The organism is Rhodococcus sp. H29-C3 (assembly GCF_030063405.1).
GTDB lineage: Bacteria > Actinomycetota > Actinomycetes > Mycobacteriales > Mycobacteriaceae > Rhodococcoides.
In genome coordinates this window covers 549,126-575,907 of sequence record NZ_JASITC010000003.1, presented here as the reverse complement: position 1 = coordinate 575,907, position 26,782 = coordinate 549,126, and the positions used below count along the sequence as shown (strand labels likewise).

Below are 26,782 nucleotides of genomic sequence, written 5' to 3'. Positions count from 1 at the left end.
GATCGGGTAGGTCACGGGCTTGCGTCGGTCAGGAAAGCGCATGCCCCAACTCTGCAGCCTGAGCAGTCAGCTGCTGACCGTCACGGGCCACGACCACGTGATCGCACATCCGCTCGTACTCTCCCATCGAGCAGGACGCCTGATCCCAGTAGCGTCGTGATTCCGGAGTGATCCACGCCAACCGGTGCACCTTGGAACGGATCTTCTCGAGCTCGTCGATCCCGGGCGGTCGACCGTTGCACCGACCGTCTCCGACGATGATGACAGCAGTGCGCTTGTTCAGAACATCGCCGTACTCGTCGAGCAGATTCGCGAAGGTCTTACCGTAATCGCTGCTCGCTTCGAGATCGAGACGCTCGTCGGCCAACACTGCTGCCAATGCACCATCGCCGGTGCTACCGAGCAGTGTGGTGGTCACATCTACCGGCGAATCGACGAAACCCATCACTGTGCACCGATGGGCCCTCCTATGCATGGCTTGCGCGAGCCGCAGCGTGAACGCCGTGATCGGCCGGACCGACAGCGACACATCTGCCAAAACCAACAGCCGGACCTTGTCCGACACCGGCGTTCTGGTCACCAAGTGAAACGGGATGCCATCGGTCCCCAGACTCGCTCTGACTGTCCGACGCATGTCGAGGGGCCCTCGCGAATGCTCCCGAGGCCTCGGACGTGGCTTGCCTCGCATCCGACGAAGCACCTCGTGGCTTGCCCGATCGATCTCGGCGTGACGCTCGGTGGCACGATCGGCCACGTCCAACGGGTCGAGCGTGGACATGGTCCCGGTCAGCTCGGCGAGCGCAGCTACGAAAGCTTCGACCGCGTCGGTGATTTTGTCGAGTTGCGCCGCCGACAACGGGCCCGAGTCGGTACCGTCGCCGTAGACGCTGCGCGGGTCGTAGGCGTCGAACCACGCCAGAATGCTCGCCGGATCGTCCCAACTGAGCGTCCCCGCCACGGCACCGCTGGTACTCGACGCCAACTCCCCCGCGGCAGTCGATCCAGAGCGCTCGAGATCGACGGTGTACGTCATACCCCTTCTACCCATGTCGCCATCGGTGTCGACCGAAAGGTCGTGATCCTCGGAGGACAGGCTGATGTCGTCATCGTCCTTGTGCGGGTTGAAGCCCTTGTCCGCTTCCGGGGCGTCGAGAAGATCACCGATTTCCACTGCTCGCTCGTTGTACTCCGCGTACTTCGCCGCTTCCTGATCCGCGCCGACGTCGAGTTCACTCGGCAACCCACCGGCCACCTGCGCACCCAGCGCTCGACGGGCCGACTCCGTCGCGGATTCTCTGGCCACGAGGAACAGCGAATCGAACGCCCGATCGAAATCCACCTGCTCGTGCGCATATTTTGCGCACGTAGCCCGAAGAGCCGCACGAAGAACCGTGAGGTCGCGGGCTCCGACCAGGCCGAGAACGCGTCGAACTTCGATCACTTCGGCTGGAGAGGAGGCGACGCCGTTGACCCGCAGCGTACGTCCGAACACCGCCGACAGCACATCCAACACAATCGACGGTGAAAATGTCGGTGCACCAGTCATTTTCGTATCCCGATGCCGCCCTTTTCGCGGCCACCATGGCCACGGAAAGCGGAGGCGGTGGTATTCATCGGTGCTCCGAGTGAGCTCTCAGCAGCCGTGAGCTTGTCCGGCACAGCCCCTGCGAGCGCCAGTTTCATATCGGAGGAATATTTGACGAGGGCGGCAAGCAAGTACTTCTTGGTTTCTTCGGTATGACCGAGAACGGCTGCTATCCGAGCGGCGTCGATGACCTCCGAGATGGAGGGGCTCTTGCGCAACGGGAGTTCGCGCAGCTCGGCGGCCAACGCCACGACGTCGGCGGCAACCTTCACCGGCACTTCGGGGGCGCGGGCCGTGACGATCTCCCGCTCTCGCTGCGGCGTCGGGTAGTCGAGATGAAAGTGCAAGCAGCGACGCTTGAGCGCAGAGGAAAGTTCGCGAGTATCGTTGGAGGTCAATATGACCCACGGGTCACTACGGGCCGTGAAAGTGCCCACTTCGGGAATGGTGACCTGCTTTTCGGCCAGAACCTCGAGCAGCAGCGCTTCCATCGATTCCTCGGTGCGGTCGACCTCGTCGACAAGGAGCACCACCGGTTCCTCGGACAGCACGGACTCGAGCAACGGTCGAACGGCGAGGAATGCCTCGGAATACAGACCGAAGTCTCTGGCTGCCAGCAACTTCGACGCTTCATCGATGTCGGTGATGTGTTCGGTCAGCGCGCCGATATGCTCCCGCAGCATCTGCACGTGCAGGAGCTGCTTGGCATAATCCCATTCGTACAGGGCTCGGTTGTCATCGAGGCCCTCGTAGCACTGGAGTCGCACGAGTTTGCGCCCGCTCGCCGCCGCGAGCGACTTCGCCAATTCCGTCTTTCCCACGCCCGCTGGGCCTTCCAACAGCAATGGACGATCCAAGGCGGTCGCCAGATGAACTACGGTGGCGAGATCGTCATCGGCGATGTAGTTCTGCTCGCCCAATGCTCGTTGCAGATCCGTCGCGTCGACGAATCGGACGGTCCCCTCGTCGTCGTCGTTATGCACTGTCGACAACCTTGTCATTGGTGTCCTTCTCGTAGTTGTGGCCCGAACGACCGCGTTCCTGCCGACGTGGTCGGGTGCACGTGGGTGCACCCGACCACACCGACAACACGTTGGTGACTGCCGACTAGTAGGACTCGTTGATGGCGTGTGAGATCACCGGGAGCATGGACTCGACGGTGACTTCCCGCGGATTGCCCGGTGTGCACCAGTCGTCCTGGACATGCTCGGAGATCTTCAGTACCGACTTCTCGTCGCCCTTGATCACGTCGCCCTTGCCTGCATATTTGCCGGTGTTCATCCGGTTCTTGCCGTAGGTTGCCGATCGGATGGAGCCGAAGTTGTCGGGAATACCGACATCCTTGGCGAGTCGAATCGCGGCCTCCACAGCGGCGTCGGCAGCCTGAACGGTAGTCATGTTCTTGGTGTCGACGCCCATGGCTACGGCAATCTCGGCGTAGCGCTTGTAGCGAGAAGGCAGGTTGTATTCCCACACCCGCGGCAGTGCGATGGCATTGTTCAGTCCATGCGCGCTGTCGTAGAAGGCGCTGATGGCGTGCGAGATGGAGTGAATAACGCCGAGGCCGCCGGAGTTGAACGCCTGAGTCGCAATATACTGGGCGTTCATCATGCCCTCGCGGGCCTTCAGATTGCCCGGGTCGTACACGGCCTCACGAAGATGCTTGGACACCAGGCCGATCGAGTAGATGGCATTACCCAGTGAGGGTGCAAAGTCCAGACGTGACACGTACGGCTCGGCACCGTGGGCGAGGACGTCGAATCCGCAGAATGCCGTCCACTGTTGCGGGCAGGTGTAATAAAGGAGCGGATCATCGAGTGCCAGAGTCGGAGTCGACGCCTCGTCGAAAGCAAGCCACTTGTGCGGCTTGTCCATATTGGAGGTATCGGTGATCACGTAGGCCCAGGAAGTCTCCGAACCGGTTCCGGCCGTAGTGGATACGGCGATATGCGGCGGATTCTGCTTGTTCGTGGACTTGGAGAATCCCTCGAACTCGTTGATGTTTCGGCCGTCATGAGCGACTACGACGCGGATGCCCTTGGCTGCGTCGTGGCTGGAGCCACCACCTACGGAGATGACGCTGTCGCACTTTTCCTTCTGATACAGAGCGGCACCATCCATGACGTTGTAGTCCTTGGGGTTGCTCTCTATCTTGTCGTAGAGGACAACCTCGACGCCCTGGTATTCGATCTTGCCGATCAGTTCCTCGATGATTCCGGATCCGCGAAGTCCGGTGGTAACAAGCAAGGCGCGCTTGAATCCAAGCTCTTTGGCCTCGACACCGAGCATGTCGTGGGCACCGACTCCCAGCTTGGCGCGGGGCAGTGGGTGGAACTCCTTGATCGGAAACTCCCAGATCTGGTTGAGCTCGATTGCCATCGGTATCTCCTCGGTGTGGATGGATTGCGTGGAAACCGGCTGTGATCGGCGTCTCACTGGTGACAACTCTGTCGGCCGGGAGGCAGTCTGTGAACAGATACCGACGCGAACCCTGCCTTCGCCGGAGGTGAACTATCCGATCAGGTAGGTCCCGGTGCTGCACGGCCGAACAGGACAGGCGAAGATCGACAGAAGCGAGACGAGATGGCTAAACTAGAACACGTTACAATTGATCGAGAGGACACCACCGAATGACGACAGTCGACGTGCACCACGGCTCCAGATCCGTACTGCTCACGGTGGCGGATGTAATCGAAGAATCGGCCGATGCGCGGTCGATCGTCTTCGATATCCCCGAAGACGCCAAGGATAAATTCACCTACAAGCCCGGGCAGTTCCTCACCCTGCGTATTCCGAGCGACCGGACCGGCTCGGTCGCTCGGTGCTACTCCCTGGCGAGCTCACCGCACCGCGACGCCCGTCCCAAGGTGACGATCAAGCGCACGTCCGACGGTTACGGGTCCAACTGGGTATGCGACAACGTGAAGGCCGGCGACACCATCGAGGTGCTCCCGCCGTCGGGACGGTTCACCCCGGCAGATCTGGACGACGACTTCCTGCTGTTCGGCGCAGGATCGGGAATCACTCCGGTGATCTCGATTTTGAAGTCCGCGCTGGGAGAGGGCACCGGGAAGGTGTTCCTTTTCTACGCCAATCGCGACGGGGACTCGGTCATCTTCGCCGAAGAACTTCGCGCTCTCGCAACCGAATATCCCCGCCGACTCGTCGTCGTGCACTGGCTCGAATCACTACAGGGCATTCCGACGGTCGATCAGCTGGCAACATTCGCGACACCGTTCCGCGAGTACCGCGCGTTCATGTGTGGGCCCGCGCCCTTCATGGACGCGGTGCACAAGGCGCTCTCCTCGGGCGGGTTCCCCCGCGAGAACGTGCACAGCGAGGTGTTCTTGTCCCTCGCCGGGGATCCGTTCACCGACGCCCCCGAGATCGAACTGACCGACGACGACACTGCGTCGGCCGCGACAGTCGAGGTCGAACTCGACGGCGAAACTCATACCCTCTCGTGGCCACGGAAGCAGACACTGGTGGACGTGATGCTGGCCGGCGGACTCGACGTCCCGTACTCCTGCAGAGAGGGCGAATGCGGATCCTGCGCGTGCACCCTCTCCGTCGGCGAAGTGACGATGGACAACTGCGAGGTCCTCGACGACGAGGACATAGCCGAGGGCTTGATCCTCGGTTGCCAAGCTCACCCGGTCAGCGACCACCTTAAAATCGAGTTCTGACGCCGGTAGAAATGTCAGCGCTGGGGAAACTACCGAGGCCCGCTTTCGCGCCGTGAGGCGATGCCGAATCCGACGGCCGAGATCAAGGCCAGCAAGATCACGAATCCGCCGTACACGAGGGCAGTCCGCTCCAAGCCGAAGATGTGTACGGCGAATCCTCCGACGACGGCGGGCAGACTGAATGCCAAGTAGCTGATGGCGAAGGTCGTGGCGAACATGCTTCCGCGATCGGCTGCGGGGACGAGAGCGCCGAGCGTGCGCATGGCTCCGAGAAATGCGCTGCCCCACCCTGCACCTGCGACGGCAGTACCGATGAAGTAGAGCGCGACTGTCGAGGTGCTCACTGCGACAAGGGAGATCGCCACGCCGGTTGCCAAGACGAGGGCACCGGCGATCATGACGGTGCGCGGTGGGCGATGCCGTACAGATGCCGCTGCCAGGGATCCGGAGAAGAAAAGCGCGAAGCTTTCGAGTCCGCCGACGATGTGATTGTCGATTCCGAAGACCGATCGGATGATCGACGATCCGAGGGAGAGGTGAAATCCGCCCAAGGACCACGTTGCGACGAGCGCTGGAACGATGAGCAGGAATGGTGTCCTGATGTCGGCTGGTACTGCCATCTTCGGGAGCACCAAATGTGCAAGATGCCGCTTCGAGTCCACTCCTCGGAGCGCGGAGGTTTCGGGTAGGAACGCGAGGGCGATAGTGAGAATCACCAGAACTCCGATGAGCATGGCGTACACGAGGACCGTCGGGGCAGGGGCGAGTTGCACCAACAGTCCGGCGCCGAGCGCGCCCGAGGCTAAACCCAGTGAGGGTGCGATGCTGTTCACGAGCGGACCCGAGGTGGTCGACGGCTGGAGATCGACCACTGCTGCATTCATCGCACCGATCGCGGCGCCCGCGGCGAGTCCTTGCACGATGCGCGCGGCGATCAGACCTGCTACGCCGTCGGCCACGATGAAGAGCAGCAGGCTGACCACCAGAAGAGCGATCGAACCCACCAGGATGGGCTTTCGCCCAACGTGGTCGGACAGACCTCCGACGGTGAGCAGAGCTGCGAGCAGCGCCAACGCGTAGACCGCGAAAACCACGGTCAATGTCGTCGATGAGAAGTTCCAGTTGCTCTGGTAGATCGGGTAGAGCGGGGACGGTGCTGCCGACGACGCCATTGTTACGAGGTAGGTCAGTCCGACGACCCAGAACGCGACACCGTGCGGCAGTCGACGCTGCATCCGGGCGCGAGGGGTAAAGGCGATCTTCGACTCGACGCTGACCACGTAGGTCCCTACTTCCGCTAAAGCTACGATCATTGCTTTAACTAACGGTATACCTGCCTGGTCTCCGGTGCCGAAAGCGCGGCCCGCCCGCTCACTGGTGGATCGACAGTTCGCTCAGCAACCGGCCTTCGCGGTGCGCAAGCGCACTGGCCGGAAGCTCACCCGCCCGGCCACTGAGGAACACTGTCAGCTCACTCGACCCGGAAGCAAAGTCACCCGCCGAGTCGATCCGCCGAAGTGTCTGCCGAGCAACGGCTTCGGCGCTGTCGAACAGGCGCACGTTCTCCGGCAACAGAGAAGCGATCTCGTTCGATACCAACGGATAGTGGGTGCATCCGAGAACTACGGCATCGACATCTTCCGGCGTGGCACCGACCGCAGCACGGATCGCCGCGGAGATCGCTTCCGTGTCGCCCCGGTCGATGGAATCCGCGAGACCGTGACACGCGACCGAAGTGACGGACCGACCCGTCGCGAACTCCTCTATCAACCGCGCTTGGTACGCACTGGCCGTCGTGGCAGCCGTTGCCCAAATCGCGATCCGATCACTTGCTGCCGCAGCGGGTTTGATCGCTGGGACGGTGCCGATCACCGGAATCGCGTCACCGAGGTGGCGACGGACATGCGCCAATGCCGTCACACTCGCGGTGTTGCACGGCAACACGATTACCTCTGCTCCCGATGACACTGCGCGATCGGCAGCATTCACCACGCGATCGATCACCCATGCGTCCGGCTTCGGGCCCCATGGGGCGCCGTCTGGATCCATCAGCAGAATCAGATCGAGCTCGGGACGCAGTTCCCTCAAGTGTGCAGCCGTCGGCAACAGGCCGAGCCCCGAGTCGATCAAACCGATCATCACTGCGTGTGTCAGCCCAGCGCCTGCTCGAGATCGCCGATGAGATCAGCGGCGTCTTCGATACCTACCGACAAGCGAACGAGATTATCGGGAACCTCGAGCAGCGACCCTGCCGTCGACGCGTGAGTCATCGCCCCGGGGTGTTCGATGAGTGATTCCACGCCACCGAGGGACTCCGCGAGGGTAAAGATTTCAGTGCGAGCACAAAAGTCGAGCGCTGCCTGCTGACCGCCGCCGAGCAGAACCGAAATCATGCCGCCGAAGCGTCGCATCTGCTTTGACGCGACATGATGCGAAGGGTGTTCCGCCAATCCCGGGTAGATGACCTGCGAGATCGCCGGATGACTGTTCAGCATCTCGACGAGCTTTTCGGCATTGTCGCTGTGACGCTCCATTCGCAACGCCAGCGTCTTGATGCCGCGCAGGGTCAGAAATGCGTCGAACGGTCCTGGCACTCCACCGGCCCCGTTCTGCAGAAACGCGAAGGCCGCGTCGAGCTCTTCGTCATCGGTTATCAGTGCCCCGCCGACGACGTCGGAGTGTCCGCCGATGTACTTCGTCGTCGAATGCAGCACGACGTCCGCACCGAGTGCAAGTGGCTGCTGCAAGTAGGGCGAGGCGAAAGTATTGTCCACGACCAACTTCGCATTCGAGCCGTGAGCAACCTCTGCGAGTGCCTCGATGTCGCCGATGTTGAGAAGCGGGTTGGTCGGCGTCTCGACCCACACAAGCTTGGTATTCGGCCGGATCGCCTGACGAACGGCATCGACATCGGACACTGCCGCGACGGAGTACTCGATACCCCACTGGGTGAAAACCTTGTCGATCAGGCGGAAGGTGCCGCCGTAAGCGTCATTCGGAATGACGAGGTGGTCGCCGGGTCGCAGGGTCGCACGAAGGAGGCAATCCGTGGCCGCCATGCCCGACGAGAACGCTCGGCCGTAGGTGCCGGATTCGATCGCGGCAAGGTTGGCTTCGAGCGGCCGACGCGTCGGGTTTCCGGTGCGGGCGTACTCGAACCCACTGCGCATGCCGCCGACGCCGTCCTGAGCGAACGTCGAGCTTGCATAGATCGGCACGTTGACCGCACCGGTCAACGGATCGGGCTCGTACCCCGCGTGCACCGCCTTGGTGGAAAACCCCTGCTTATCACCCTGGGTCGTTCCGCTGGCTCCACTCCCGGACGTGCTGTCTGCCTTGCTGCGCTGCTCACTCATGGCTTCCAGACTAATAGGTGCAGGAAATGGGTACCCTGCGGGAGACTCAGCCGCACGAAATTTTCGGCGGCAACACTCATCCACGCCAGCGGAGAACACCGCCGGAAGAAACGAGGCACACCGTGGCCGACTCGACACCCCACAGCTCGCAGAGCGTCGAAGAATTGTTTGCGCTCGATTCTCTCCTGGACTCCGAGGAACGTCAGATACGCGAGACGGTCCGCAAGTTGGGCAACGAGCGCATCCGCCCGCACTTGGCGGAATGGTACGAGGCGGGCACTGTCCCCGCTCGCGAGCTTGCGAAGGAACTGGGCTCACTCGGCCTGCTCGGGATGCACTTGGAGGGTTACGGGTGCGCTGGAACCTCTGCGACGGCGTACGGATTGGCCTGTTTGGAACTCGAAGCCATGGACTCCGGGATTCGCAGCCTCGTCTCTGTGCAAGGTTCGCTGGCGATGTTCGCGATCTGGAAGTTCGGCTCCGAAGAGCAGAAGCAGCAGTGGCTCCCGTCGATGGCCGAGGGGTCGAGCATCGGATGCTTCGGGTTGACCGAAGCAGACTTCGGCTCGAACCCCAGCGGCATGAGGACCAGAGCGAAAAAGGACGGTAGCGACTGGATCCTCAACGGCAGCAAAATGTGGATCACCAACGGCCCGATCGCCGATGTCGCCGTAGTATGGGCTCAGACCGATGACAAGATTCGCGGCTTCGTCGTACCGACGGACACTCCGGGCTTCTCCGCGAACACCGTGAAGAACAAATTGTCGCTTCGCGCGTCCATCACCGGTGAACTCGTGCTCGAGGACGTTCGGCTTCCCCACGATGCGATGCTCCCCGAGGCACGCGGGCTCAGCGGCCCGCTCGGGTGCCTCAACGAGGCACGCTTCGGCATCATTTTCGGCGCGATGGGAGCGGCGCGCGATTGCATGGAATCGGCGATCGAGTATTCCCAAACCCGAGAGGTGTTCGACAAGCCCCTGGCCGCCTACCAGCTGACCCAGGCAAAACTTGCGAACATGGCCCTGGAGCTCGGCAAGGGGCAACTCCTCGCACTCCACCTCGGACGGCTGAAGGACAAGGGCGAACTGCGCGGCGAGCAAGTATCCGTCGGCAAACTCAACAACGTGCGGGAGGCGATCAAGATCGCCCGTGAATGTCGAACGATTTTGGGCGCCAACGGAATCACGCTGGAGTACCCGGTACTACGGCACGCCAACAACCTCGAGTCCGTTCTCACCTACGAGGGCACGTCCGAGGTACATCAGTTGGTGGTGGGCCAGGCGTTGACCGGGTCGAGCGCGGTCCGATAGGAGCTCGGCGTACGTGAGTGGAATTACTCCCCCGATCGGGCGAGAAATTCCACTCACGTGGGGCTACGCACCCTTGCTGAGGAATCCGAGAAGATCGTGGCGGGTGATGACGCCGACCGGCTTGCCTTCTTCGACCACCATGAGGGCATCGGTCTCCCCCAGCGCCTTCGTCGCGTCGGATACGTGCTCGCCTGCTCCGATGAGCGGGAACGGCTCGCTCATATGCTTGGCCACCGGGTCCGCGAGTGTCGCGCGTCCTTCGAAGACTGCACTGAGCAGATCGCGTTCGGTGACGCTGCCTGCAACCTCGCCGGCCATGACGGGCGGCTCGGCACCGACGACGGGCATCTGCGAGACACCGTATTCACGGAGAATTTCGATGGCGTCGCGGACGGTCTCGGACGGATGCGTGTGTACCAGGGCCGGTAGCGCACCGGACTTGCCGCGCAGGACATCGCCGACCGAGGGTTCATCGGTCTTGCCGTCGAGACGTGAGCGCAGGAACCCGTAGGAAGACATCCATTCGTCGTTGAAGATCTTTGCCAGGTAACCGCGGCCACCATCGGGCAACAGTACGACGACGAGCGCATCGGGTCCTTCACGCTCGGCAACCTTGATCGCAGCTACCACTGCCATGCCGCAGGATCCGCCGACCAGCAGGCCCTCTTCCCGAGCCAATCGTCGTGTCATGTCGAACGAGTCCGCATCGGATACCGCGATGATCTCGTCGGGGATAGACGGGTCGTACGCGGTCGGCCAGAAGTCCTCGCCGACGCCCTCGACGAGGTACGGACGGCCGGTACCGCCGGAGTAGACCGAACCTTCCGGGTCGACGCCGACGACCTTGACCTTGCCGCCGGACATCTCCTTGAGGTATTTGCCTGTTCCGGAGATGGTGCCGCCGGTACCGACTCCCGCAACGAAATGAGTGATCTTGCCGTCGGTGTCGGCCCAGATCTCGGGTCCGGTGGTCTCGTAGTGAGACTGGGGGCCGGCAGGGTTGGCGTACTGATTCGGCTTCCAGCCGCCGTCGATTTCCTGCACGAGACGGTCGGAGACGCTGTAGTAGCTGTTTGGGTCCTCGGGTGCGACGGCGGTCGGGCAGACCACGACCTCGGCGCCATAGGCGCGCAGGACGTTGCGTTTTTCTTCGCCGACCTTGTCCGGGCAGACGAACACGCACTTGTATCCGCGCTGCTGAGCAACGAGAGCGAGGCCGATGCCGGTGTTGCCGGACGTGGGCTCGATGATGGTGCCGCCCGGCTTCAATTCGCCTGACGCTTCTGCCGCGTCGATCATCCTGACTGCGATGCGGTCCTTCGACGAACCACCTGGGTTGAGGTATTCGATCTTGGCTGCAACCGTCCCCGCGTTGCCGCCGACAACGGAGGAGAGCTTGACCAACGGAGTGTTGCCGATCAGTTCGGTGACGTGCTGAGCAATGCGCATATCTCTATCTTCCCAGACGCCACCACGGGCGACTTCCCGGTACCACCGAGGCACGTGTGGTTCGGTGCATACGATGGACGGCATGGCGCAGAAAGAAAAGGACCACGAGTGCCGGTGAATCGATGGCAAACCGCCGCCAAAGCGGGGGCCGCGACCGTATTGGCAGGCTCCTCCGCCGGCACCGCATCCTGGGCTGCGTACAAAGCTCTGATGTCCCAGGCGAGTTCCGCGCGAGGCGTCATCGGGAGAACCATGACCAAACCTCCCGAAGCCGACGGCGTCTACACGGCAGGATCACCGACCCCGCAGCGCTGGCGGCCCGGAATTTCGGCCGATTTTCACCTGATGGTCTTCGGCGACTCCACTGCTGCAGGCGTCGGGTGCGCCGTCGCGGAGGAGGTTCCCGGTGTCCTCGTTGCCCGCGGTTTGGCCGAGGAGACGGACAAACGAATCAGACTGAGTACCAAAGCACTTGCGGGTGCAACATCGAAAGGTCTCGAAGGTCAGGTCGACGCGATGTTCGTCGCCGGTCCTGCGCCCGACGCCGTTGTCATTCTCATCGGCGCCAACGATGTCACCAAGAAGTTCTCGATCAGCGCCTCGGCGACGCGACTCGGCGACGCGGTGGAACGTCTGACCTCGCAGGGCACCGTGGTGGTAGTCGGGACGTGCCCCGACCTCGGTGTGGTCACAGCCATTCCGCAACCGCTGCGCACCGTCGTGCGGAACTGGGGCCTTCGACTCGCTCGCGCACAGAGCGCGGCCACCCTGTCTGCCGGCGGTCATCCGGTCGCTTTGGCAGATCTGCTCGCTCCGGAGTTCCTTGCCGCACCGGAGACCATGTTCTCAGCCGATCGTTTCCACCCGTCGGCGGCGGGTTACGAACTCGCGGCACGTCAGTTGCTTCCCGTCCTCGCGGCCGCGCTCGGAGAATGGCGCGGCGGACCACTACCCCAGCTGCCCGAGCTATCCGCGGCAGTAGAGTCTCGCAGATTCCGGCCTCGGGCAACTGCGTCGATCGAGAGGTTTCTGCGCCGTCGAGGTGCCGAAATAGAGGCACAGAGCGGCTAGCGATATGTTCGAAACAGCAAACGCCTGCTAGCGCAGTCTCGCAGGCAGCAGCCAACAAAGGAGATTTCATGCCAGAGGCAGTAATCGTCAGTACCGCTCGTTCACCTATCGGTCGCGCAATGAAGGGATCGCTCAAGGACATTCGTTCTGATGACTTGACCGTGCAGATGGTGGCCGCAGCGCTCGCCAAGGTCCCCGAGCTCGACCCGACCGACATCGATGACCTGCTCCTCGGCTGTGGCCTCCCCGGCGGAATGCAGGGCAACAACCTCGCGCGGATCGTCGCCGTTCTGCTCGGTTACGACTCACTGCCCGGCACGACCATCACTCGCTACTGTTCGTCTTCGCTACAGACCACTCGCATGGCCATGCACGCGATCAAGGCCGGCGAAGGAGATGTGTTCATCTCCGCAGGCGTCGAAAGTGTTTCGAGCTTCGTTCACGGCAATTCCGATTCGCTTCCGCAGAGCCACAACCCGCTCTTCGCCGATGCCGAGGCCCGCACCAAGAAGGCGCAGGAAGAGGGCGCGGACAGCTGGACCGATCCCCGAGAGAACGGCGACCTCCCCGACGCGTACATCGCGATGGGCCAGACCGCCGAGAACGTTGCGCTCGTCACCGGCATCAGCCGCGAGGATCAGGATCACTGGGGCGTGCGGAGCCAGAATCGTGCCGAGGAAGCCATCGCCAGCGGCTTCTTCGAGCGTGAAATCACCCCGGTCACGCTGCCCGACGGCACCGTCGTCTCGACGGACGACGGCCCGCGCGCAGGGACCACATACGAGAAGATCAGTCAGCTCAAGCCGGTCTTCCGTCCGAACGGAACCATCACCGCAGGCAATGCTTGCCCGCTCAACGATGGTGCAGCCGCGCTGGTGATCATGAGTGATACGAAGGCAAAGGCGCTCGGCCTCACGCCGCTTGCGCGTATCGTCTCCACGGGTGTGACCGGTACTTCGCCCGAGATCATGGGTCTCGGCCCGATCGAGGCCACCCGCAAGGCGCTCTCGATCGCCGGAATGTCGATCTCGGACATCGACCTCTTCGAGATCAACGAGGCGTTCGCGGTCCAGGTTCTCGGATCCGCGCGCGATCTCGGCATCGACCACGACAAGCTCAACATCTCCGGTGGCGCTATTGCCATCGGGCATCCTTTCGGTATGACCGGTGCCCGCATCACCACGACGCTGCTGAACAACCTGAAGACGCAGGACAAGACGTTCGGCGTCGAGACCATGTGTGTCGGCGGCGGTATGGGTATGGCAATGGTTCTGGAACGCCTGAGCTGATCGAGACGTCCCTGGTCGCTTCTTGCACGAGAAAGGCCCCGCACTCCAATGGAGTGCGGGGCCTTTCTCGTGCAAGAACTAGTCGTTGTTGAAGTAGCTCAGCAGACGCAAGATTTCGACGTAGAGCCAGACCAAGGTGATGGTCAATCCGAGAGCTACGCCCCACGCTGCCTTCTCGGGAGCCTGCGCGCGGATCAACTGGTCGGCCTGATCGAAATCGAGCAGGAAGCTGAACGCCGCAATACCGATGCAGACGAGGCTGAAAATGATGGCCACAGTGCCACCGTCGCGCAGACCCAGTCCGCCGGCGGTGAAGAAGCTCGCCACCAGGTTGCCCAGCGCCAGCACGACGACGCCGATGAGAGCGCCGACGATCATCCGCGTCAATCGTGGGGTGACCCGGATAGCGCCGGTCTTGTAGACCACCAGCATGCCGAAGAAGACGCCGAACGTGCCGAGGACCGCCTGGGCGATGAGAGTGCTACCGCCCACACCCCCGAATTCGATACTTGTGAACATGAAGGACAACGCACCGAGGAAGAAACCCTCCGCTACCGCGTAGGCCAGCACGATGGCCTTGTTGTCCATTTTGCGGCCGAACGTCGCGAACAACACGAGGCCGAGACCGACGAGTCCGCCACCGATGACGAACGGTGCGGCCAGGTCGGTGTTGCTGTCGACGAGCAGGTACGAGATGATCGCGGTGATCGACAACACACCGAGTGTGATACCCGTCTTGGTGACGACATCGTCGATTGTCATCGCCCGCGTGGTGGGACCCGTCCGATACGGCTCAGGCTGCGTACCCGGCTGCCCGAACTGCTGTGTGGCCTGCGAGGCACCAGCCGTCGCAGTGCCGAAAGTGGCGTATCCGCCGCCCTCCTGCTTGGGCAGGTTGCGGAACACCGGGTTGCTGGAGGTGCGCACCGTGTCTCTTTCCCTTCGTCGTATCGAGCAGACCGCGGGGAAATCCCCGGGCAGTTATATGAAGAACGTTCCACATCCGGACAAAAGTTCCCAGTCGGACCGACATGTTCGGACAATTCGGACTTTACCGGCCCGGACGGTGGGTCGCTCGCACAAGCGGAGAATTCGGCCGTGCAGTATGGAAGACATGAGCATCGAAGACGGACCGGGACAGACCCTCGATCAGAGCGAAAGCTTGGACTCGGACGAACTGCGCAACGACGACGGCGACACGGTCGTGGACGCACCGGACCACTGGAGTGAGGCAGACAAGTTCGGGACCACCGCCGAAGAAGCCCTCGAAGGTGAGAGCTTGGAGGAGAAGCTGTCCGAAGAAGAACCGGACATCGCGCTGGAGTCCGAGGCACGTTCGGTTGCCGAAACTCCCGACGCAGAGTTGACCGAGGAACTGGTCGACCATGTGATCCTCGAATCCGACGAGGATCCCGATATCGACTACGCGGACGGTCAGCGACAGGCCGAGATCGTCGAAGGAACCTTGATCGAGGATCGCGGGCGTAATCGCGGTCAGATCGACGGGACCCCCGAAGACGGCGGCCCCGTCACGTAGCCGATCAGGCGACGGTCGACCGAGTGACGGTGAACTTCTTGTTCTTACCCCTCACTTCGGTCGGCCCGACAGCCTTCGCGAGCGCAGCCCGATAGTTCAAGTGCCAGTTGTATACGGTCCACAACTCACCGCCGGGCCGCAGAACCCGACCGGCTGCGGCGAAAAGCTTCTCGGCCCCACCGGTGTGCACCGCCGCGCCCTCGTGAAAGGGCGGGTTGCATACGATGAGGTCTACCGAATCGTCTTCCAGCGTTGCCATTGCGTCGTCCCGCAGGACCTCCACGGCAAGGCCGTTCGCCGCGGCAGTCGCGCGGGCGGAATCGACGGCCGCCGTCGAGCGATCGGTGGCCAGCACTCGAACTCCCTCGCGCTCGCGCGCGAGCATGCACGCGACAATTCCTGTGCCACAACCGAGATCGACGACAACGTGCGCATCACGCTTCATCTTCCTCTCGTGCTCGAGAAGAAAGCGTGTTCCGATGTCGAGCGTCGACCCGGCGAACACAGCACCGTGGGCTACCACCGTCAAGCCGATGTCTTCCAACGTCCGAGTGACCGGGTACGTACGCGACGTCGCACGAATCGGTGTCGCCGCGGACAACACCCGCGACTTCTGCCTGCCCCGCCCCGCGCTGAAGGTCTCGAAATTCTTGCGCATAATGTCGTTCATCGCGGGAAACATGTGCTTGTCGCGACCACCGGCAAGGACCAGCACGTCGTTCGGCGCGTATGCGGCGATGACTTCGATCACTTCGGTCAGCTCGGCGAGACTGCGGGGCAGTTGCATCAGGACGACGTCCGCAGTCGGCAGGAGGTCCTCACCCAGCGAGAAGTTCCCGTACACCTCCGACAGTCCTACCGCTGCGGCATTACGTGCCAAGGCTGCCTCACTGGTCGACGAGTCCTGATGTACTCGAATTCCGGTGGCCCCGAACTGCACAGCGGCGCCGAGAGTGAGAGCGCCGTAGTGGTCCCCGACTACCGCGATCTGCATGCCAGGGCCCACCTGGAGCGCAGCAGGTACCGAGTCGAGCAACAGGCGATCTGTGGGGTCTACGGCAAAGAGGTTGGGTGCTTCGGTGTCGGGAAATCGCCGTAGGCCGGCGAGGACGGATTCCAATTCGTGCATCCGACCAGTGTTTCACCCCTGGAATGCATATCCAAACACGTTGAACGTCAATAATTTCGACACGTCATCAGCGCGCCCGAATGGCATTTTCGGCCGATCGGGAGCATGCTCGACGAATGGAACAACCGAAAAAGATCGAAGCGCTGTTCAGCCACGTGGAAGACGCGTCGGATGACGCACCTGCCGAGAACAAGAAGCCTGCTGTCTACACCACGCTGTTCAGCGGCGAAACCCCGTCAGGACAAATAGCGTAGATAGTCCAAGGACTTGTCAGCGTGGACATGTGAGCGTTCACTCCTGACCACCAGCCTGACCACCTGATTCGTGTCGATCACAAATGTTGTTCGCTTCACCGACAACAACTGACGGATCATCGAAAATCGCGCCGAGTGTGACCTACTCCGACCGATGTCCTTCCTTCGTCTCAGCCTTGCGAGTGGCCCTCCGCGACGCACCCCGAATTGCTCGGCCACCACGCCGTCGGTATCGGCGAGCATTGGATAGTCGAACGAGCGTTGCAGCGCAAAGTGCGACTGCTTACCGGTGGTGTCGGTGCTGATTCCGACTCGCTGAGCGCCGAACGACTCGAATGCACCCCCGAGGTCTCTGAAATGACACGCTTCTGCGGTGCAGACGGGGCTGGTCGCAGCCGGGTAGAAGAAAAGCACCACCGGGCCGTCGACCAGCAGTTTACTCAAGCTCCGGACGTTCCCCAGATGGTCAGGGAGTCGAAAATCCGGCGCGATATCGCCAGTACGCATGACAACGAGGCTACGTGACCTCCCGGCGCATCGGTCGAGAAGCAGTGCAAAATTCAATCCGAGGCCTCTAATTCGAGGTCATCGAAACTGCCCCTCAGGGTCCGACGAGCAACGTCGATCGGAGCCTGAGGAGGTCGTCTCCGTCGATTCCGATCGCATCGAGATATCCATCGAACGATCCGTGCACCTGCTCGACGGCCTCCAGCCCGTGCCGGTAGTACCGCTCCGTCACCCCGAGAAGAGCATCGGACAATTCGATCGGCGCACCATTTTCGTCAGCTGCTGAACTCGCCTGCACGTGGGCACGTAACGACTCGACGGCGGCATTGCTGCGCAGGTAGTCGGCAACGATGTGTGCGTCGTCGACTCCGGCAGCGCGAAGCACCGTCGCTACGGTCCAACCAGCCCGATCCTTGCCTGCGGCGCAATGCACCAGTACCGGTCCTTCGCCGGTTCCCAGCGCCGTGACCACCCTCCGTATGGCAATACGCGCGCCCTCGAGCGATGCGTAGGAGGTATAGGCACGCATCATGTAGTCGAGTTGGGCATCCTCGCTCGCAGTGATCCGCGCCTCATGTGGGGCCTTTTCGCCCCTGTGGTTGTCGTAGGGAACATTGTGGACACGAACGCTGCCGGGGACGCGGTCGGTTCCGCTTCTCTCGATCTCCGTCTCACCACGCAGGTCGAAGACCTGCTTCACCCCGAGCCGTACCAGCTCTTCGTGTCCACGAGCATCGAGCCTGGCCAGTTCCGACGACCGGTAGAGCACTCCGCGACGCACTTCGAGACCCTCGGCGGTGCGCGCACCACCGACGTCCCGAAAGTTCCATGCACCCGACAGCTGAAACTGGTCGTTGGTACTCGCTTCTCGCATTCCACGACAATAACCAATGCCTCGGATCGGCCGCACTTTCACCGTGCAGGCAAGGAACTCGGTCGCCGCGGTAGCGTCAGCAGGTATGACATCGAACCTCGAGGTCCGGACCTACGACGTAATAGTCATCGGGGGCGGCATCGGAGGCGTATCGATCGGCTATGAACTCGCGTCCGACCGGACGGTGTGCCTACTCGAGCAGGAGTCGACGCTCGCGTTCCATACCACTGGACGTTCGGCCGCATTGTTCCTCGAAACGTACGGCAACAAGCCAATTCGAGCCTTGACGAGCGCGAGTAGAGACTTCCTCCTCGAGCCGCCGGTGCACTTCGAAAGTGAACTGCTCTCTCCCCGTTCGCTACTGCAGTTCGCTGCGCGCGGACGCGGTGCGATCCTCGAGTCCATGTTCGAGCAAATCCGATCGCTGACACCGGACGCGCAACTCCTCTCCTCTCGTGATGCGCATGATCTGTTCCCACCGCTACGAGACGACCACATCGATCTCGCACTCCACGAGCCGGGTTCGATGGAGATCGACGTCCATGCCCTACACCAGGGTTTCCTCCGCGGCCTGCGCAAGCGAGGCGGCCATGTCGAGACCGACAGCGGCGTCGTGAACCTGCAACGTCGCGACGGGATCTGGCAGGTGACTTCGCAGGACGGGACGGTACGTCGGGCCGAGATCGTCGTGAATGCTGCTGGAGCCTGGGCAGATTCGGTCGCTACCCTTGCCGGAGCGCAGCGATCGGGACTCCGGCCACTACGTCGAACGATCTTCATGATCGGCGCCCCGGAAGAGATGGATACGAACGCGCTCCCCACGCTCAGCGACATCGATGAGTCCTTTTACATCAAGCCCGAAGGTGCTCAGCTGCTCTGCTCTCCCGCCGATGAGACACCGGTGGAACCCAGCGATGCACGGCCGGACGAACTCGAAATCGCACGTGCCCTCGACGCCATACACGAGACCACGACTCTGACCGCTCGTCACGTGCGATCGTCCTGGGCCGGTCTGCGGAGCTTCGTCGCGGACCGGACGCCGGTAGTCGGATTCGACCCGCGGGTCGACGGTTTCTTCTGGTGTGCGGGACAAGGCGGTTACGGCATCCAGACGTGTTCGGCACTCTCTCGTGTCGGAGCTGCACTGATCAGAGGAACAGATCTGCCGTTCGACGTCATCGATCGCGGCCTGGCCGCCGCAGACCTCGCCCCTGGTCGCGACTTCGCTGCCGCACCCGACGTCTGAGCGCGCCTTTCGGCGCACACGTTGTGGTCTACGCATATCGTGGACTGCATGACCGATCTGGACCGAACGGATGCCCGTTTGTTGCTCGCGTTGTGCGATCGACCACGCGCGACAGGCGTCGAACTCGCGGGAGATCTAGGAATTTCACGGAACACTGTGCAAGCTCGGTTGACTCGATGGGACGAGAAGGATGCTCTCACCTCCATCGATCATCGGGTGCGTCCGAGAAGTCTCGGGTACGCATTGCAGGCTTTCGTGACCACCCGTGTCGATCAGCACAAACTCGCCGAGGTCACCGATCATCTCCGCACCATCGAAGAGGTACTCGAGGTCTTCGGACTGTCGGGCGCGTCGGACATGCACATTCGAATAGCCGCGGTCGATGCCGATGATCTGTACCGAGTCGCCGGACTGATACTGAAAATTCCGGGGGTGGAACGCACCAACATGTCCATCGCTATGAGCGAACTGATTCCGTATCGCACCAGGCCTCTACTGAATCGCGCCGCCGCAACACCACGCAGCTGACCAGTTATCCCCTATTTCTCAGTCCCCCAATCGAAGTGGCGCAATACTTCCAAAGACGTCTCCTGGCCCCGGATTGGTTTTCGCTGTTCCACCGCCGAGATGATGCACCACTCCCCACACCGCATTGAGTGCAGTCTGGATCGCACCTTCGGCCCACCCTGCGGTCCACGAAATGTCGTCTCCGGCCAAAAAGATCCCACGATGCCGCTCATCGAAATCGTCTTGCACGAAATGCGAGAACAATCGCTCCTGATATCGGTAGTGGCCGGGCAGGTTGGCTTTGAAGGCTCCCATGAAGTCCCGCTCGGTCTCCCATGACAAGGTGACGGGATCTCCGATGATGTGACTTCGGAAGTCGACACCCGGATAGATGCCCTCCAATGAACGAAGCATGATGTTCATCCGCTCGACCGGGCCCAACGCCAACAACTTCAGGGAATCATCCGACCACGTGTACGACAGACAAATCAAGCCCGGTTTGCCCTCCCCCTGATCGAGCAGATACGTTCCACGACTCATCCGATCGGTGAGAGTCATGCTGACGATGTCATGGCCCGTGAGCGGGTCCTTGTCTTTCCAAAACGGGCGGTCCACGAGAACGAATACCTTGGTCGAACCCATATAGTGCGTCCGCTCGACGGCCGTCCAATGGTCGATCGGCAGCAGATCATCGTCACATTCGATGTTGCTGAGCAACATCCAGGACTGAGCAGTCACCACTGTCGCCGGGAAGGTGCGGGTTCCCCCTTCACTGTCGTGCACCACCGTTCCACCGGCGGCGCGTCGTAGCTCGGTGACGCGCGGACTCGGCGTCCCGTCGTTCAGCGACGCCACCGTGGTGCCCACCGGCCAGTGCGCTGTTGGTGCTGCGCTCGTCCACAGTCGTTGGGGTAGTTGTTGAGCGCCACCGACGATGCCGCGATGGTGGTCGTCCGCTGCGGTCACCACGACTCGAAGGATTTCGAGGATGGAATTGGGGTAGTCGGTGTCCCACCCTCCGGTGCCGAAACCGACCTGCCCGAACAGTTCTCGCAGACGGAAAGATCCGAAGTGCTCGGACTCGGCCAGAAACCCATAGAAAGTCTGATCGTCGAACCTCACTACGATCTCGTTCCACAGCCGCTTGATCTCGGGGGTATCCCGCGCCCGAATCGCCCGCTGGAGAGGAACCAGTTCGGCATACTGCTCCAGAGTGCGCTGCCAGGCTCGCGCAACCTCGCCGAACACCGGGGGCAGATCGTCGAGACTGCTCGCGTAGTAGCTGACGCCCTTGAGATCGATCACGGTGCTCGGGGTGACCTCGGCAAGCGGATTGGGGAACGGCTCGGTGTGCAGACCCATTGCATCCAGATAGTGGAACAGCACCGTCGACGAAGGAGGAAAGCGCATTGCGCCCATCTCCGCCACCACTCCGTGATGGCCTTCGAACTTCACCGACCGCATGCGACCGCCGATCTGATCCGACTCGTAGACGATCGGTTTCAGCCCGATTCTCATCAGCTCGTACGCGGTGACCATGCCCGCGAGGCCGCCGCCGATCACCGCTACCTCGGTTCCGTATGCTGATTCAGGCACTGAGCCGAGTCCGTTCGGGTGAGCCAGATAATCGTCGTACGCAAACGGAAAGTCCGGACCGAACATGGTCAGCGGTAACTCGTGTTCGTCCTCGACGGTGCTGTCCGGGCTGACGGGGGTGGTCATCTGCCACTCTTCCCATCCTGGGGGTAGAGATCGTGTCTTCGGTCGCCCAGGTGGGTATTGATCTCCCTCGACATGGCACGTACACCGGGATCGATATCGACCGTGAGAAGAGCCTCCCCGCGGCCGGCACGGCCGAGTTCGGATCCGTCGGGCGCTATGGCACAGGTGAGACCGCAGTAATGCAGATCGCCCTCGATTCCGCACCGATTCACGTAGGTGACGAACAGCTGACTTTCATAGGCCCGAGTAGGCACGACGTGTGTGGCGACCATGTCGAACGGATGCATCAGCCCAGTAGGGACGATCAACCATTCGGTTCCTGCATCGGCGTGCGCACGAACGGCTTCGGGGAATTCCACGTCGTAACAGGTCAGAAGTCCGCAGGTCAGCCCGCCGAAGTGAAACTGCACGACTAGTTCGTCGCCTGGAACGAAGTGCCCACGATCGAGCTCACCGAACAGATGCGTCTTGCGATATCGAGACACGATGGTCCCGTCGCTACCCACCACCTGTACCGAATTGTAGATTCCTCCCTCGCTTCGTTCCGGAAACCCGTACACCACAACGAGACCAGAGCTTCGGGCAATCTCGACGACGGCGTCGAAGATCGGCCCGTCTGCCGCCTCTGCACGTTCTTCTACGAGACGTCCGACGTCGTAGCCAGTCGTCGACATCTCGGGAGTGACGAGCATCGACGCTCCTGCGTCCGCCGCGGCAATCGCCGCGCGCGATATGGCAGCGAGGTTGGCCTCGACGTCGCCTGCCAGTTCGGGGCCTTGAAACAGCGACACTCGTACCGCGGTAGTCATCGGCTGGTCCTTTCCGCAGGTTTCGCGTCCGGCGGGCAGGCGCGCTTGTTCGATAATCGTGCGACAACGAGGCACTGCCGGGCAACATGGAGCTATAGACAATTATCCGACCAAAGACGCTGGACGTACCTGAAGAACTATCAGAAAGCGCTTCCTATGAGCACCGAAACGCCACCGATCGGACCGGTCGACGCGAGAAAGGTCCCGCGGTTCGCCGAACCGACGACGTTCGCGCGACTACCGCGGCTCGACGAAGTCTCTCGAGCCGACGTCACGATCCTCGGGGTTCCGTTCGACTCGGGCGTCAGCTATCGACCGGGGGCGCGCTTCGGCCCCGGTCACATTCGCGCTGCCTCGAAGTTGCTTCGGCCGTACAATCCAGCCTTGAAAGTCTCACCGTTCGCCGAACAACAGGTCGCCGATTTCGGGGATATCGGCATCAACCCGTTCGATATCACCGAGGCGTTGAATTCGGTGGAGTCGGCTGTGACCGATCTACGCGCCGACGGTTCTTCGGTGCTGACTCTGGGCGGCGATCACACTATTGCTCTCCCGATCCTGCGTTCTCTCGCGCGCGACCACGGACCGGTTGCCGTGCTCCATTTCGATGCTCACCTCGATACGTGGGACACCTACTTCGGCGCCCCGTACACCCACGGCACTCCGTTTCGCCGCGCGAGCGAGGAGGGTCTCATCGACCTCGAACGCTCCCAGCACATCGGTATCCGGGGGCCGCTCTATACCGAGCAAGACCTCGAGGACGACCGTGTTCTCGGATTCCAGGTGATCCGATCCGATGACTACGAGGTCGATGGGGTCGCGAGCATCGTCGAGCGGATGCGGCACCGACTCGACGGTGGTCCGGTGTACGTCTCGGTGGACATCGATGTTCTCGATCCGGCTCATGCACCGGGAACTGGTACTCCGGAAGCTGGAGGCATGACCTCGCGAGAGCTGCTGAACACGTTGCGTGGGCTCGTCGGACTGGACGTGGTGGGCGCAGACATCGTGGAGGTTGCCCCTGCGTACGACCACGCTGAGATCACCGGTATAGCCGCCGCGCACGTAGCCTACGAACTGTTGTCCGTTCTGGCACTGAATCGATAGTGTCGCCCCAGGCGCATACGATGAGCCCGATGCCCAACCGATCGGACGCACCTGACCCGGACGGCAAGTACCAGCAGGTTGCCGACCTCGCAGCAGCCGACGCGGGTGGCTTGTCCACCGAACTTCTCGGAGATTTCCTCGAGGTCCTCACCGACGCCGTCGCTGTCGGACGCCCATTGACGCGTCGTCAACTGCGCGCATTGCGGGTTCATGGTGATACTGCGGCCAAGGAAGGCGTTGCATTAAGGGCGTTGCTCGATCTGTACTTGTCCTCGGCCTGGCGCCTGTGGCGCGAGCTGCCCGCGGTGGTGGACGCAGCCAAGAACCCAAGCGCCGTCGTGACTGCAGGTGAAGTTATGTTGCATGCCGTCGACGACGCGGTGGCAGAGCTCGCGGAGGCTTTTCAGCTCGCCCGCAGAGCTTTGGTCCGCGCCGAGGTGTCCGCTCGACGCGAGTTCGTCGACGATCTACTCTCGGGCAGCGCCGATATCGCTGGGGTGCTGGGTCGCGCAGAGTCGTTCGGACTGGACTTGACGGGACCTCACGCTGTCCTGGTCGTAGAGGCGACTTCCCCGTTCACCGACGATGCTTCGATGATCACCGACGTCGAGCGCGCGATCGCCGGGAGCAAAGGTGACACCGAGACGTTGGTTGCCAGCAAGGAAGGCCGTCTCGTCGTCGTGTTCGCGGCGCCCGACCATCATGCGGTGAAACTGGTGACCGAACGTGTCCGAAGCACTGTCGGTCAAGTTCACGGCACCGATGGGTGGACTCAACGTTTGGGAGTGGGACGTCCTGGTCAGAGCGCTGCCGGGGTGGCGTCCTCCTACCGCGAGGCACTCGACGCGCTCGACCTGGCGGGCAAACTCGGACTCGACACACCGGTGTTGGATGCGCGAGACCTGCTGGTATATCGAGTGTTGCTCGATGACCGACCCGCGATCACCGATCTCGTCGAGACGGTACTGACGCCACTGCTGTCGGCCCGCGGTGGCGCCGTTCCCCTTCTGCGTACGTTGTTCGCCTACTTCGAATCCGGGGGTAACTCCGCGATGACGGCGAGGTCGATGCATCTCTCGGTTCGCGCGGTCACCTACCGACTGGCGCGAATTGCCGAGCTGACCGGCCACGACGTGAACCACCCGAGCGAGAGGTTTGCACTGCAAACAGCAGTATTCGGAGCGAAGTTACTGGACTGGCCTACCAGCATCGACTCAGGGCCATAGTTGCCGGATTACGGCAATGAAAAGCGAACGAACATGTCCGCGATCGCACGGTGCATGCCGCTTTCACGACAGGCACACTTGAGTAGTCGCGGTAAACAGAGTTGCCGCAGAGAACATCGAAGCGACAAGGAGCCCGTTCCATGGCGTCCCTGACCCAGAAGCTATCTCAATTCACCAGTAAGGACTACCGCCGATGAACGTTCCTCTCTGGGCATGGGTGGCGTTTGCCGCGGTCGTGCTCACCCTGCTCGCCATCGATTTGCTTGCGCATCGCGGTGCACACGTCATCGGCTTCAAGGAAGCTGCATGGTGGAGTGCATTGTGGGTCGGCGTCGCACTCGTCTTCGGTGGAGTCGTCTTCGCCACTCTCGGTACGACGGCAGGCGTGGAATACACGACGGCCTGGCTCCTCGAGAAAAGCTTGTCCGTGGACAACCTCTTCGTATTCGCATTGATCTTCGGCTACTTCAAAGTTCCGAAGGAATACCAGCACCGCGTTCTGTTCTTCGGCGTGATCGGCGCATTGGTATTCCGCGGCATCTTCCTCGCCGCAGGTGTAGCTATCGTAAGCAAGTTCACCGTCGTTTTGTTCGTCTTCGCAGCCATCCTGCTCTACAGCGCGTGGAAGCTGATGAAGGATGAGGACGATTCGTATGATCCGAGCACTTCGTTTGCGGTTCGCCTGTTGCGCAAGGTTATCCCGGTTCAAGACGAGTACTCCGGAACGAAGTTCTTCGTCAAGGAGGCAGGAAAGCGCATTGCCACTCCGTTGTTGGCCGTCGTGGTTGCCATCGAAGCTGCCGACCTTGTTTTTGCCGTAGACAGTGTCCCTGCAGTTCTTGCCGTCAGCGACGATCCGTTCATCATCTACTCGTCGAATGCGTTCGCGATTCTCGGACTGCGCGCGTTGTACTTCCTGCTCTCCGGCCTGTTGGATAAGTTCCACTACCTGTCCAAGGGCTTGGCGATCATCCTCGGATTCATCGGGGTCAAGTTGATCTTGCAGGCCAGCCACAAGGTCATCAGCACCTCGATCCCCGAGATTCCATCGCTGGTCAGCCTCGCAGTCATCATCGCGGTGTTGGCAGGCTCGATCATCCTCAGCTTCGTGCGCCCGGCAAAGGAGGAGCCTTCCGAGCTGGCTTCCGGCGAAAAGTAACACGGGCAAGGCAAAGGGGGTATCCGACCGGTCCGGTCGGATACCCCCTTTTCGGATCCACCTTCTCGGAGCTGTGTTTCACTCCGGTTCGTCCTGGGTAGTTGTTTGTCATGACCACATCGAACTCATACACAGTTCCCGGCATGAGCACCGACGAGGGAGCGCGTGTCGCGGCATTGCTCCAGGATCGCCTGAACGCATACAACGATCTTCATCTGACCCTCAAGCACATTCACTGGAATGTCGTGGGCCCCAACTTCATCTCTGTCCACGAGATGCTCGACCCACAGGTAGAAACCGTGCGTGGCTTCGCCGACGATGTCGCCGAGCGCATTGCGACACTGGGATCCTCGGCGAAGGGCACGCCGGGCACCATCGTCGAGCAGCGCTCATGGGACGACTACTCGATCGGGCGGGCCGCAGCCATCGAGCACCTCGGCGCACTCGACCTCGTGTACACCGGTGTCATCACCGACACGCGCAAGGCAATCGAAGAGATCGGCAAGGTCGATCCGGTCACCGAGGACTTGTTGATCGGGCAGAGCGGTCAACTCGAACTCTTCCACTGGTTCGTTCGCGCGCACCTGGAGAACTCCGGTGGACAGCTTTCCACAAGCGGTGCATCGAGCGAAAAGGAAGCTGCCGCAGACGCGCGCTGAAATTTTCACTTCGAATCGATGATCGCGTTTGACGCGGAATAATTCGGGGTAACATCAGTTGCCCGATACTCCGCTGCGGAGTGTCGTGTCTTTCGTCCAGCCAGTGGCGAACCGCTTGCGCGGGCATCTTTCATGTGTCATAACAATGACACTCAGAAGGCTATGCCGTCGTGGGCCCGAGCGGTGTCGGCTGGAATTCGACTTTGTGAGAAGTTCGAAAGATCAACCGCTACTGTCGATTCAAGAGACATCAGGGTAAGTTCTCAGATGGTTGGCGATCAACGCAATCACCTGATGCCG

At 61.7% G+C, this 26,782-nt stretch carries 25 protein-coding genes; 12 read left to right on the top strand and 13 right to left on the bottom strand.

All coding sequences use genetic code 11. The annotated features are described in order from the left end of the window. Window positions 1-28: 28 nt before the first annotated feature. The 3 genes from madC to mdo all read right to left on the bottom strand — a co-directional run bounded on the left by madC (window position 29) and on the right by mdo (window position 3,964). Window positions 29-1,546: a MadC family VWA domain-containing protein gene (madC, locus tag QMK32_RS10050; RefSeq protein ID WP_283474660.1), complete on the bottom strand. Its 1,518-nt coding sequence runs from the start codon at window positions 1,544-1,546 to the stop codon at window positions 29-31. Then, on the bottom strand, window positions 1,543-2,586 hold the full coding sequence (locus QMK32_RS10045; RefSeq protein ID WP_283474659.1) for a MadB family AAA-type ATPase: 1,044 nt from the start codon (window positions 2,584-2,586) through the stop codon (window positions 1,543-1,545). The genes madC and QMK32_RS10045 overlap by 4 nt, the downstream gene beginning before the upstream one ends. 106 nt (window positions 2,587-2,692) lie before the next feature. Then, the gene (gene mdo, locus QMK32_RS10040; RefSeq protein ID WP_084348011.1) at window positions 2,693-3,964 is read right to left on the bottom strand and encodes an NDMA-dependent methanol dehydrogenase; all 1,272 of its coding nucleotides are present in this window, start codon (window positions 3,962-3,964) and stop codon (window positions 2,693-2,695) included. A gap of 251 nt (window positions 3,965-4,215) precedes the next feature. Between mdo and QMK32_RS10035 the strand changes: the two genes are divergently transcribed. Beyond that, on the top strand, window positions 4,216-5,271 hold the full coding sequence (locus QMK32_RS10035) for a ferredoxin--NADP reductase (protein WP_283474658.1): 1,056 nt from the start codon (window positions 4,216-4,218) through the stop codon (window positions 5,269-5,271). Window positions 5,272-5,300: 29 nt separating this feature from the next. Here the strand turns inward: QMK32_RS10035 and QMK32_RS10030 are convergent, their stop codons facing one another. Genes QMK32_RS10030 through QMK32_RS10020 form a run of 3 tightly spaced genes read right to left on the bottom strand, consistent with a single transcriptional unit; the run spans window position 5,301 to window position 8,627 of the window. Then, window positions 5,301-6,584: an MFS transporter gene (locus tag QMK32_RS10030; protein ID WP_283474647.1), complete on the bottom strand. Its 1,284-nt coding sequence runs from the start codon at window positions 6,582-6,584 to the stop codon at window positions 5,301-5,303. 58 nt (window positions 6,585-6,642) lie between these two features. Next, on the bottom strand, window positions 6,643-7,413 hold the full coding sequence (locus QMK32_RS10025) for a glutamate racemase (protein ID WP_283474646.1): 771 nt from the start codon (window positions 7,411-7,413) through the stop codon (window positions 6,643-6,645). A gap of 8 nt (window positions 7,414-7,421) precedes the next feature. Beyond that, window positions 7,422-8,627 (bottom strand): cystathionine gamma-synthase, encoded by a 1,206-nt coding sequence (locus QMK32_RS10020; RefSeq protein WP_283474643.1) that lies wholly within the window; start codon window positions 8,625-8,627, stop codon window positions 7,422-7,424. A 122-nt stretch (window positions 8,628-8,749) separates the two neighbouring features. Between QMK32_RS10020 and QMK32_RS10015 the strand changes: the two genes are divergently transcribed. After that, entirely contained in the window at window positions 8,750-9,937 is a 1,188-nt protein-coding gene (locus QMK32_RS10015; RefSeq protein ID WP_283474642.1) for an acyl-CoA dehydrogenase family protein, read from the top strand. Window positions 9,938-10,000: 63 nt separating this feature from the next. Here the strand turns inward: QMK32_RS10015 and QMK32_RS10010 are convergent, their stop codons facing one another. Beyond that, a complete protein-coding gene (locus tag QMK32_RS10010) occupies window positions 10,001-11,386 on the bottom strand; it encodes a cystathionine beta-synthase (protein ID WP_283474640.1) in 1,386 nt (461 codons plus the stop codon). A gap of 108 nt (window positions 11,387-11,494) precedes the next feature. Between QMK32_RS10010 and QMK32_RS10005 the strand changes: the two genes are divergently transcribed. Next, on the top strand, window positions 11,495-12,457 hold the full coding sequence (locus QMK32_RS10005; protein ID WP_283474639.1) for an SGNH/GDSL hydrolase family protein: 963 nt from the start codon (window positions 11,495-11,497) through the stop codon (window positions 12,455-12,457). A gap of 68 nt (window positions 12,458-12,525) precedes the next feature. Continuing rightward, window positions 12,526-13,746, top strand: a complete 1,221-nt coding sequence (locus QMK32_RS10000) for an acetyl-CoA C-acetyltransferase (protein ID WP_269300906.1) — start codon at window positions 12,526-12,528, stop codon at window positions 13,744-13,746. Window positions 13,747-13,824: 78 nt separating this feature from the next. Here the strand turns inward: QMK32_RS10000 and QMK32_RS09995 are convergent, their stop codons facing one another. Continuing rightward, window positions 13,825-14,673: a Bax inhibitor-1/YccA family protein gene (locus tag QMK32_RS09995; protein WP_084348004.1), complete on the bottom strand. Its 849-nt coding sequence runs from the start codon at window positions 14,671-14,673 to the stop codon at window positions 13,825-13,827. Window positions 14,674-14,860: 187 nt separating this feature from the next. On the opposite strand from QMK32_RS09995, the gene QMK32_RS09990 reads away from it, so the two are divergent. Beyond that, the gene (locus QMK32_RS09990; RefSeq protein WP_186628957.1) at window positions 14,861-15,283 is read left to right on the top strand and encodes a hypothetical protein; all 423 of its coding nucleotides are present in this window, start codon (window positions 14,861-14,863) and stop codon (window positions 15,281-15,283) included. 4 nt (window positions 15,284-15,287) lie between these two features. Here the strand turns inward: QMK32_RS09990 and QMK32_RS09985 are convergent, their stop codons facing one another. After that, the gene (locus QMK32_RS09985) at window positions 15,288-16,412 is read right to left on the bottom strand and encodes a class I SAM-dependent methyltransferase (protein WP_283474637.1); all 1,125 of its coding nucleotides are present in this window, start codon (window positions 16,410-16,412) and stop codon (window positions 15,288-15,290) included. A 116-nt stretch (window positions 16,413-16,528) separates the two neighbouring features. Between QMK32_RS09985 and QMK32_RS09980 the strand changes: the two genes are divergently transcribed. Then, the gene (locus QMK32_RS09980) at window positions 16,529-16,666 is read left to right on the top strand and encodes a hypothetical protein (RefSeq protein WP_168708277.1); all 138 of its coding nucleotides are present in this window, start codon (window positions 16,529-16,531) and stop codon (window positions 16,664-16,666) included. On the opposite strand, the gene QMK32_RS09975 is transcribed toward QMK32_RS09980, so the two are convergent. Both QMK32_RS09975 and QMK32_RS09970 read right to left on the bottom strand, forming a co-directional pair. Further along, entirely contained in the window at window positions 16,649-17,173 is a 525-nt protein-coding gene (locus QMK32_RS09975) for a peroxiredoxin (RefSeq protein WP_283474635.1), read from the bottom strand. The genes QMK32_RS09980 and QMK32_RS09975 overlap by 18 nt on opposite strands. A 94-nt stretch (window positions 17,174-17,267) precedes the next feature. Further along, on the bottom strand, window positions 17,268-18,047 hold the full coding sequence (locus QMK32_RS09970; protein ID WP_283474633.1) for a tyrosine-protein phosphatase: 780 nt from the start codon (window positions 18,045-18,047) through the stop codon (window positions 17,268-17,270). Between the two features lie 85 nt (window positions 18,048-18,132). Between QMK32_RS09970 and QMK32_RS09965 the strand changes: the two genes are divergently transcribed. Further along, window positions 18,133-19,293 carry an NAD(P)/FAD-dependent oxidoreductase gene (locus QMK32_RS09965; protein ID WP_283474631.1) on the top strand — a complete coding sequence of 387 codons (1,161 nt, stop codon included), beginning with the start codon at window positions 18,133-18,135 and terminating at the stop codon, window positions 19,291-19,293. Window positions 19,294-19,341: 48 nt separating this feature from the next. Next, entirely contained in the window at window positions 19,342-19,821 is a 480-nt protein-coding gene (locus QMK32_RS09960; RefSeq protein ID WP_136169637.1) for an Lrp/AsnC family transcriptional regulator, read from the top strand. Window positions 19,822-19,839: 18 nt separating this feature from the next. Here QMK32_RS09960 and QMK32_RS09955 read toward each other — a convergent pair whose 3' ends face one another. Then, window positions 19,840-21,522, bottom strand: a complete 1,683-nt coding sequence (locus QMK32_RS09955) for a flavin monoamine oxidase family protein (protein ID WP_283474628.1) — start codon at window positions 21,520-21,522, stop codon at window positions 19,840-19,842. Next, window positions 21,519-22,331, bottom strand: coding sequence for a carbon-nitrogen hydrolase family protein (locus tag QMK32_RS09950; protein ID WP_283474625.1), 813 nt, complete (start codon window positions 22,329-22,331; stop codon window positions 21,519-21,521). Before QMK32_RS09950 ends, QMK32_RS09955 begins: the two co-directional genes overlap by 4 nt. Before the next feature lie 156 nt (window positions 22,332-22,487). On the opposite strand from QMK32_RS09950, the gene speB reads away from it, so the two are divergent. The 4 genes from speB (at window position 22,488) to QMK32_RS09930 (ending at window position 26,482) form a co-directional block, all read left to right on the top strand. Beyond that, a complete protein-coding gene (speB, locus tag QMK32_RS09945; RefSeq protein WP_283474624.1) occupies window positions 22,488-23,438 on the top strand; it encodes an agmatinase in 951 nt (316 codons plus the stop codon). A 29-nt stretch (window positions 23,439-23,467) separates the two neighbouring features. Then, the gene (locus tag QMK32_RS09940) at window positions 23,468-24,664 is read left to right on the top strand and encodes a PucR family transcriptional regulator (RefSeq protein ID WP_283474623.1); all 1,197 of its coding nucleotides are present in this window, start codon (window positions 23,468-23,470) and stop codon (window positions 24,662-24,664) included. A gap of 193 nt (window positions 24,665-24,857) precedes the next feature. Further along, window positions 24,858-25,823, top strand: a complete 966-nt coding sequence (locus tag QMK32_RS09935; RefSeq protein WP_283474621.1) for a TerC family protein — start codon at window positions 24,858-24,860, stop codon at window positions 25,821-25,823. Between the two features lie 110 nt (window positions 25,824-25,933). Beyond that, complete coding sequence (locus tag QMK32_RS09930; RefSeq protein ID WP_269300917.1) at window positions 25,934-26,482, top strand: Dps family protein; 549 nt, start codon at window positions 25,934-25,936, stop codon at window positions 26,480-26,482. The last annotated feature ends 300 nt before the right edge of the window (window positions 26,483-26,782 follow it).

What these genes read in the sequence shown, in the direction of transcription:
- madC (WP_283474660.1), bottom strand. Translation starts at nt 1,546, where the DNA reads ATGACTGGTGCACCGACATTTTCACCGTCGATTGTGTTGGATGTGCTG.
- QMK32_RS10045 (WP_283474659.1), bottom strand. Translation starts at nt 2,586, where the DNA reads ATGACAAGGTTGTCGACAGTGCATAACGACGACGACGAGGGGACCGTC.
- mdo (WP_084348011.1), bottom strand. Translation starts at nt 3,964, where the DNA reads ATGGCAATCGAGCTCAACCAGATCTGGGAGTTTCCGATCAAGGAGTTC.
- QMK32_RS10035 (WP_283474658.1), top strand. Translation starts at nt 4,216, where the DNA reads ATGACGACAGTCGACGTGCACCACGGCTCCAGATCCGTACTGCTCACG.
- QMK32_RS10030 (WP_283474647.1), bottom strand. Translation starts at nt 6,584, where the DNA reads ATGATCGTAGCTTTAGCGGAAGTAGGGACCTACGTGGTCAGCGTCGAG.
- QMK32_RS10020 (WP_283474643.1), bottom strand. Translation starts at nt 8,627, where the DNA reads ATGAGTGAGCAGCGCAGCAAGGCAGACAGCACGTCCGGGAGTGGAGCC.
- QMK32_RS10010 (WP_283474640.1), bottom strand. Translation starts at nt 11,386, where the DNA reads ATGCGCATTGCTCAGCACGTCACCGAACTGATCGGCAACACTCCGTTG.
- QMK32_RS10000 (WP_269300906.1), top strand. Translation starts at nt 12,526, where the DNA reads ATGCCAGAGGCAGTAATCGTCAGTACCGCTCGTTCACCTATCGGTCGC.
- QMK32_RS09990 (WP_186628957.1), top strand. Translation starts at nt 14,861, where the DNA reads ATGAGCATCGAAGACGGACCGGGACAGACCCTCGATCAGAGCGAAAGC.
- QMK32_RS09985 (WP_283474637.1), bottom strand. Translation starts at nt 16,412, where the DNA reads ATGCACGAATTGGAATCCGTCCTCGCCGGCCTACGGCGATTTCCCGAC.
- QMK32_RS09980 (WP_168708277.1), top strand. Translation starts at nt 16,529, where the DNA reads ATGGAACAACCGAAAAAGATCGAAGCGCTGTTCAGCCACGTGGAAGAC.
- QMK32_RS09975 (WP_283474635.1), bottom strand. Translation starts at nt 17,173, where the DNA reads ATGCGTACTGGCGATATCGCGCCGGATTTTCGACTCCCTGACCATCTG.
- QMK32_RS09970 (WP_283474633.1), bottom strand. Translation starts at nt 18,047, where the DNA reads ATGCGAGAAGCGAGTACCAACGACCAGTTTCAGCTGTCGGGTGCATGG.
- QMK32_RS09965 (WP_283474631.1), top strand. Translation starts at nt 18,133, where the DNA reads ATGACATCGAACCTCGAGGTCCGGACCTACGACGTAATAGTCATCGGG.
- QMK32_RS09960 (WP_136169637.1), top strand. Translation starts at nt 19,342, where the DNA reads ATGACCGATCTGGACCGAACGGATGCCCGTTTGTTGCTCGCGTTGTGC.
- QMK32_RS09955 (WP_283474628.1), bottom strand. Translation starts at nt 21,522, where the DNA reads ATGACCACCCCCGTCAGCCCGGACAGCACCGTCGAGGACGAACACGAG.
- QMK32_RS09950 (WP_283474625.1), bottom strand. Translation starts at nt 22,331, where the DNA reads ATGACTACCGCGGTACGAGTGTCGCTGTTTCAAGGCCCCGAACTGGCA.
- speB (WP_283474624.1), top strand. Translation starts at nt 22,488, where the DNA reads ATGAGCACCGAAACGCCACCGATCGGACCGGTCGACGCGAGAAAGGTC.
- QMK32_RS09940 (WP_283474623.1), top strand. Translation starts at nt 23,468, where the DNA reads ATGCCCAACCGATCGGACGCACCTGACCCGGACGGCAAGTACCAGCAG.
- QMK32_RS09935 (WP_283474621.1), top strand. Translation starts at nt 24,858, where the DNA reads ATGAACGTTCCTCTCTGGGCATGGGTGGCGTTTGCCGCGGTCGTGCTC.
- QMK32_RS09930 (WP_269300917.1), top strand. Translation starts at nt 25,934, where the DNA reads ATGACCACATCGAACTCATACACAGTTCCCGGCATGAGCACCGACGAG.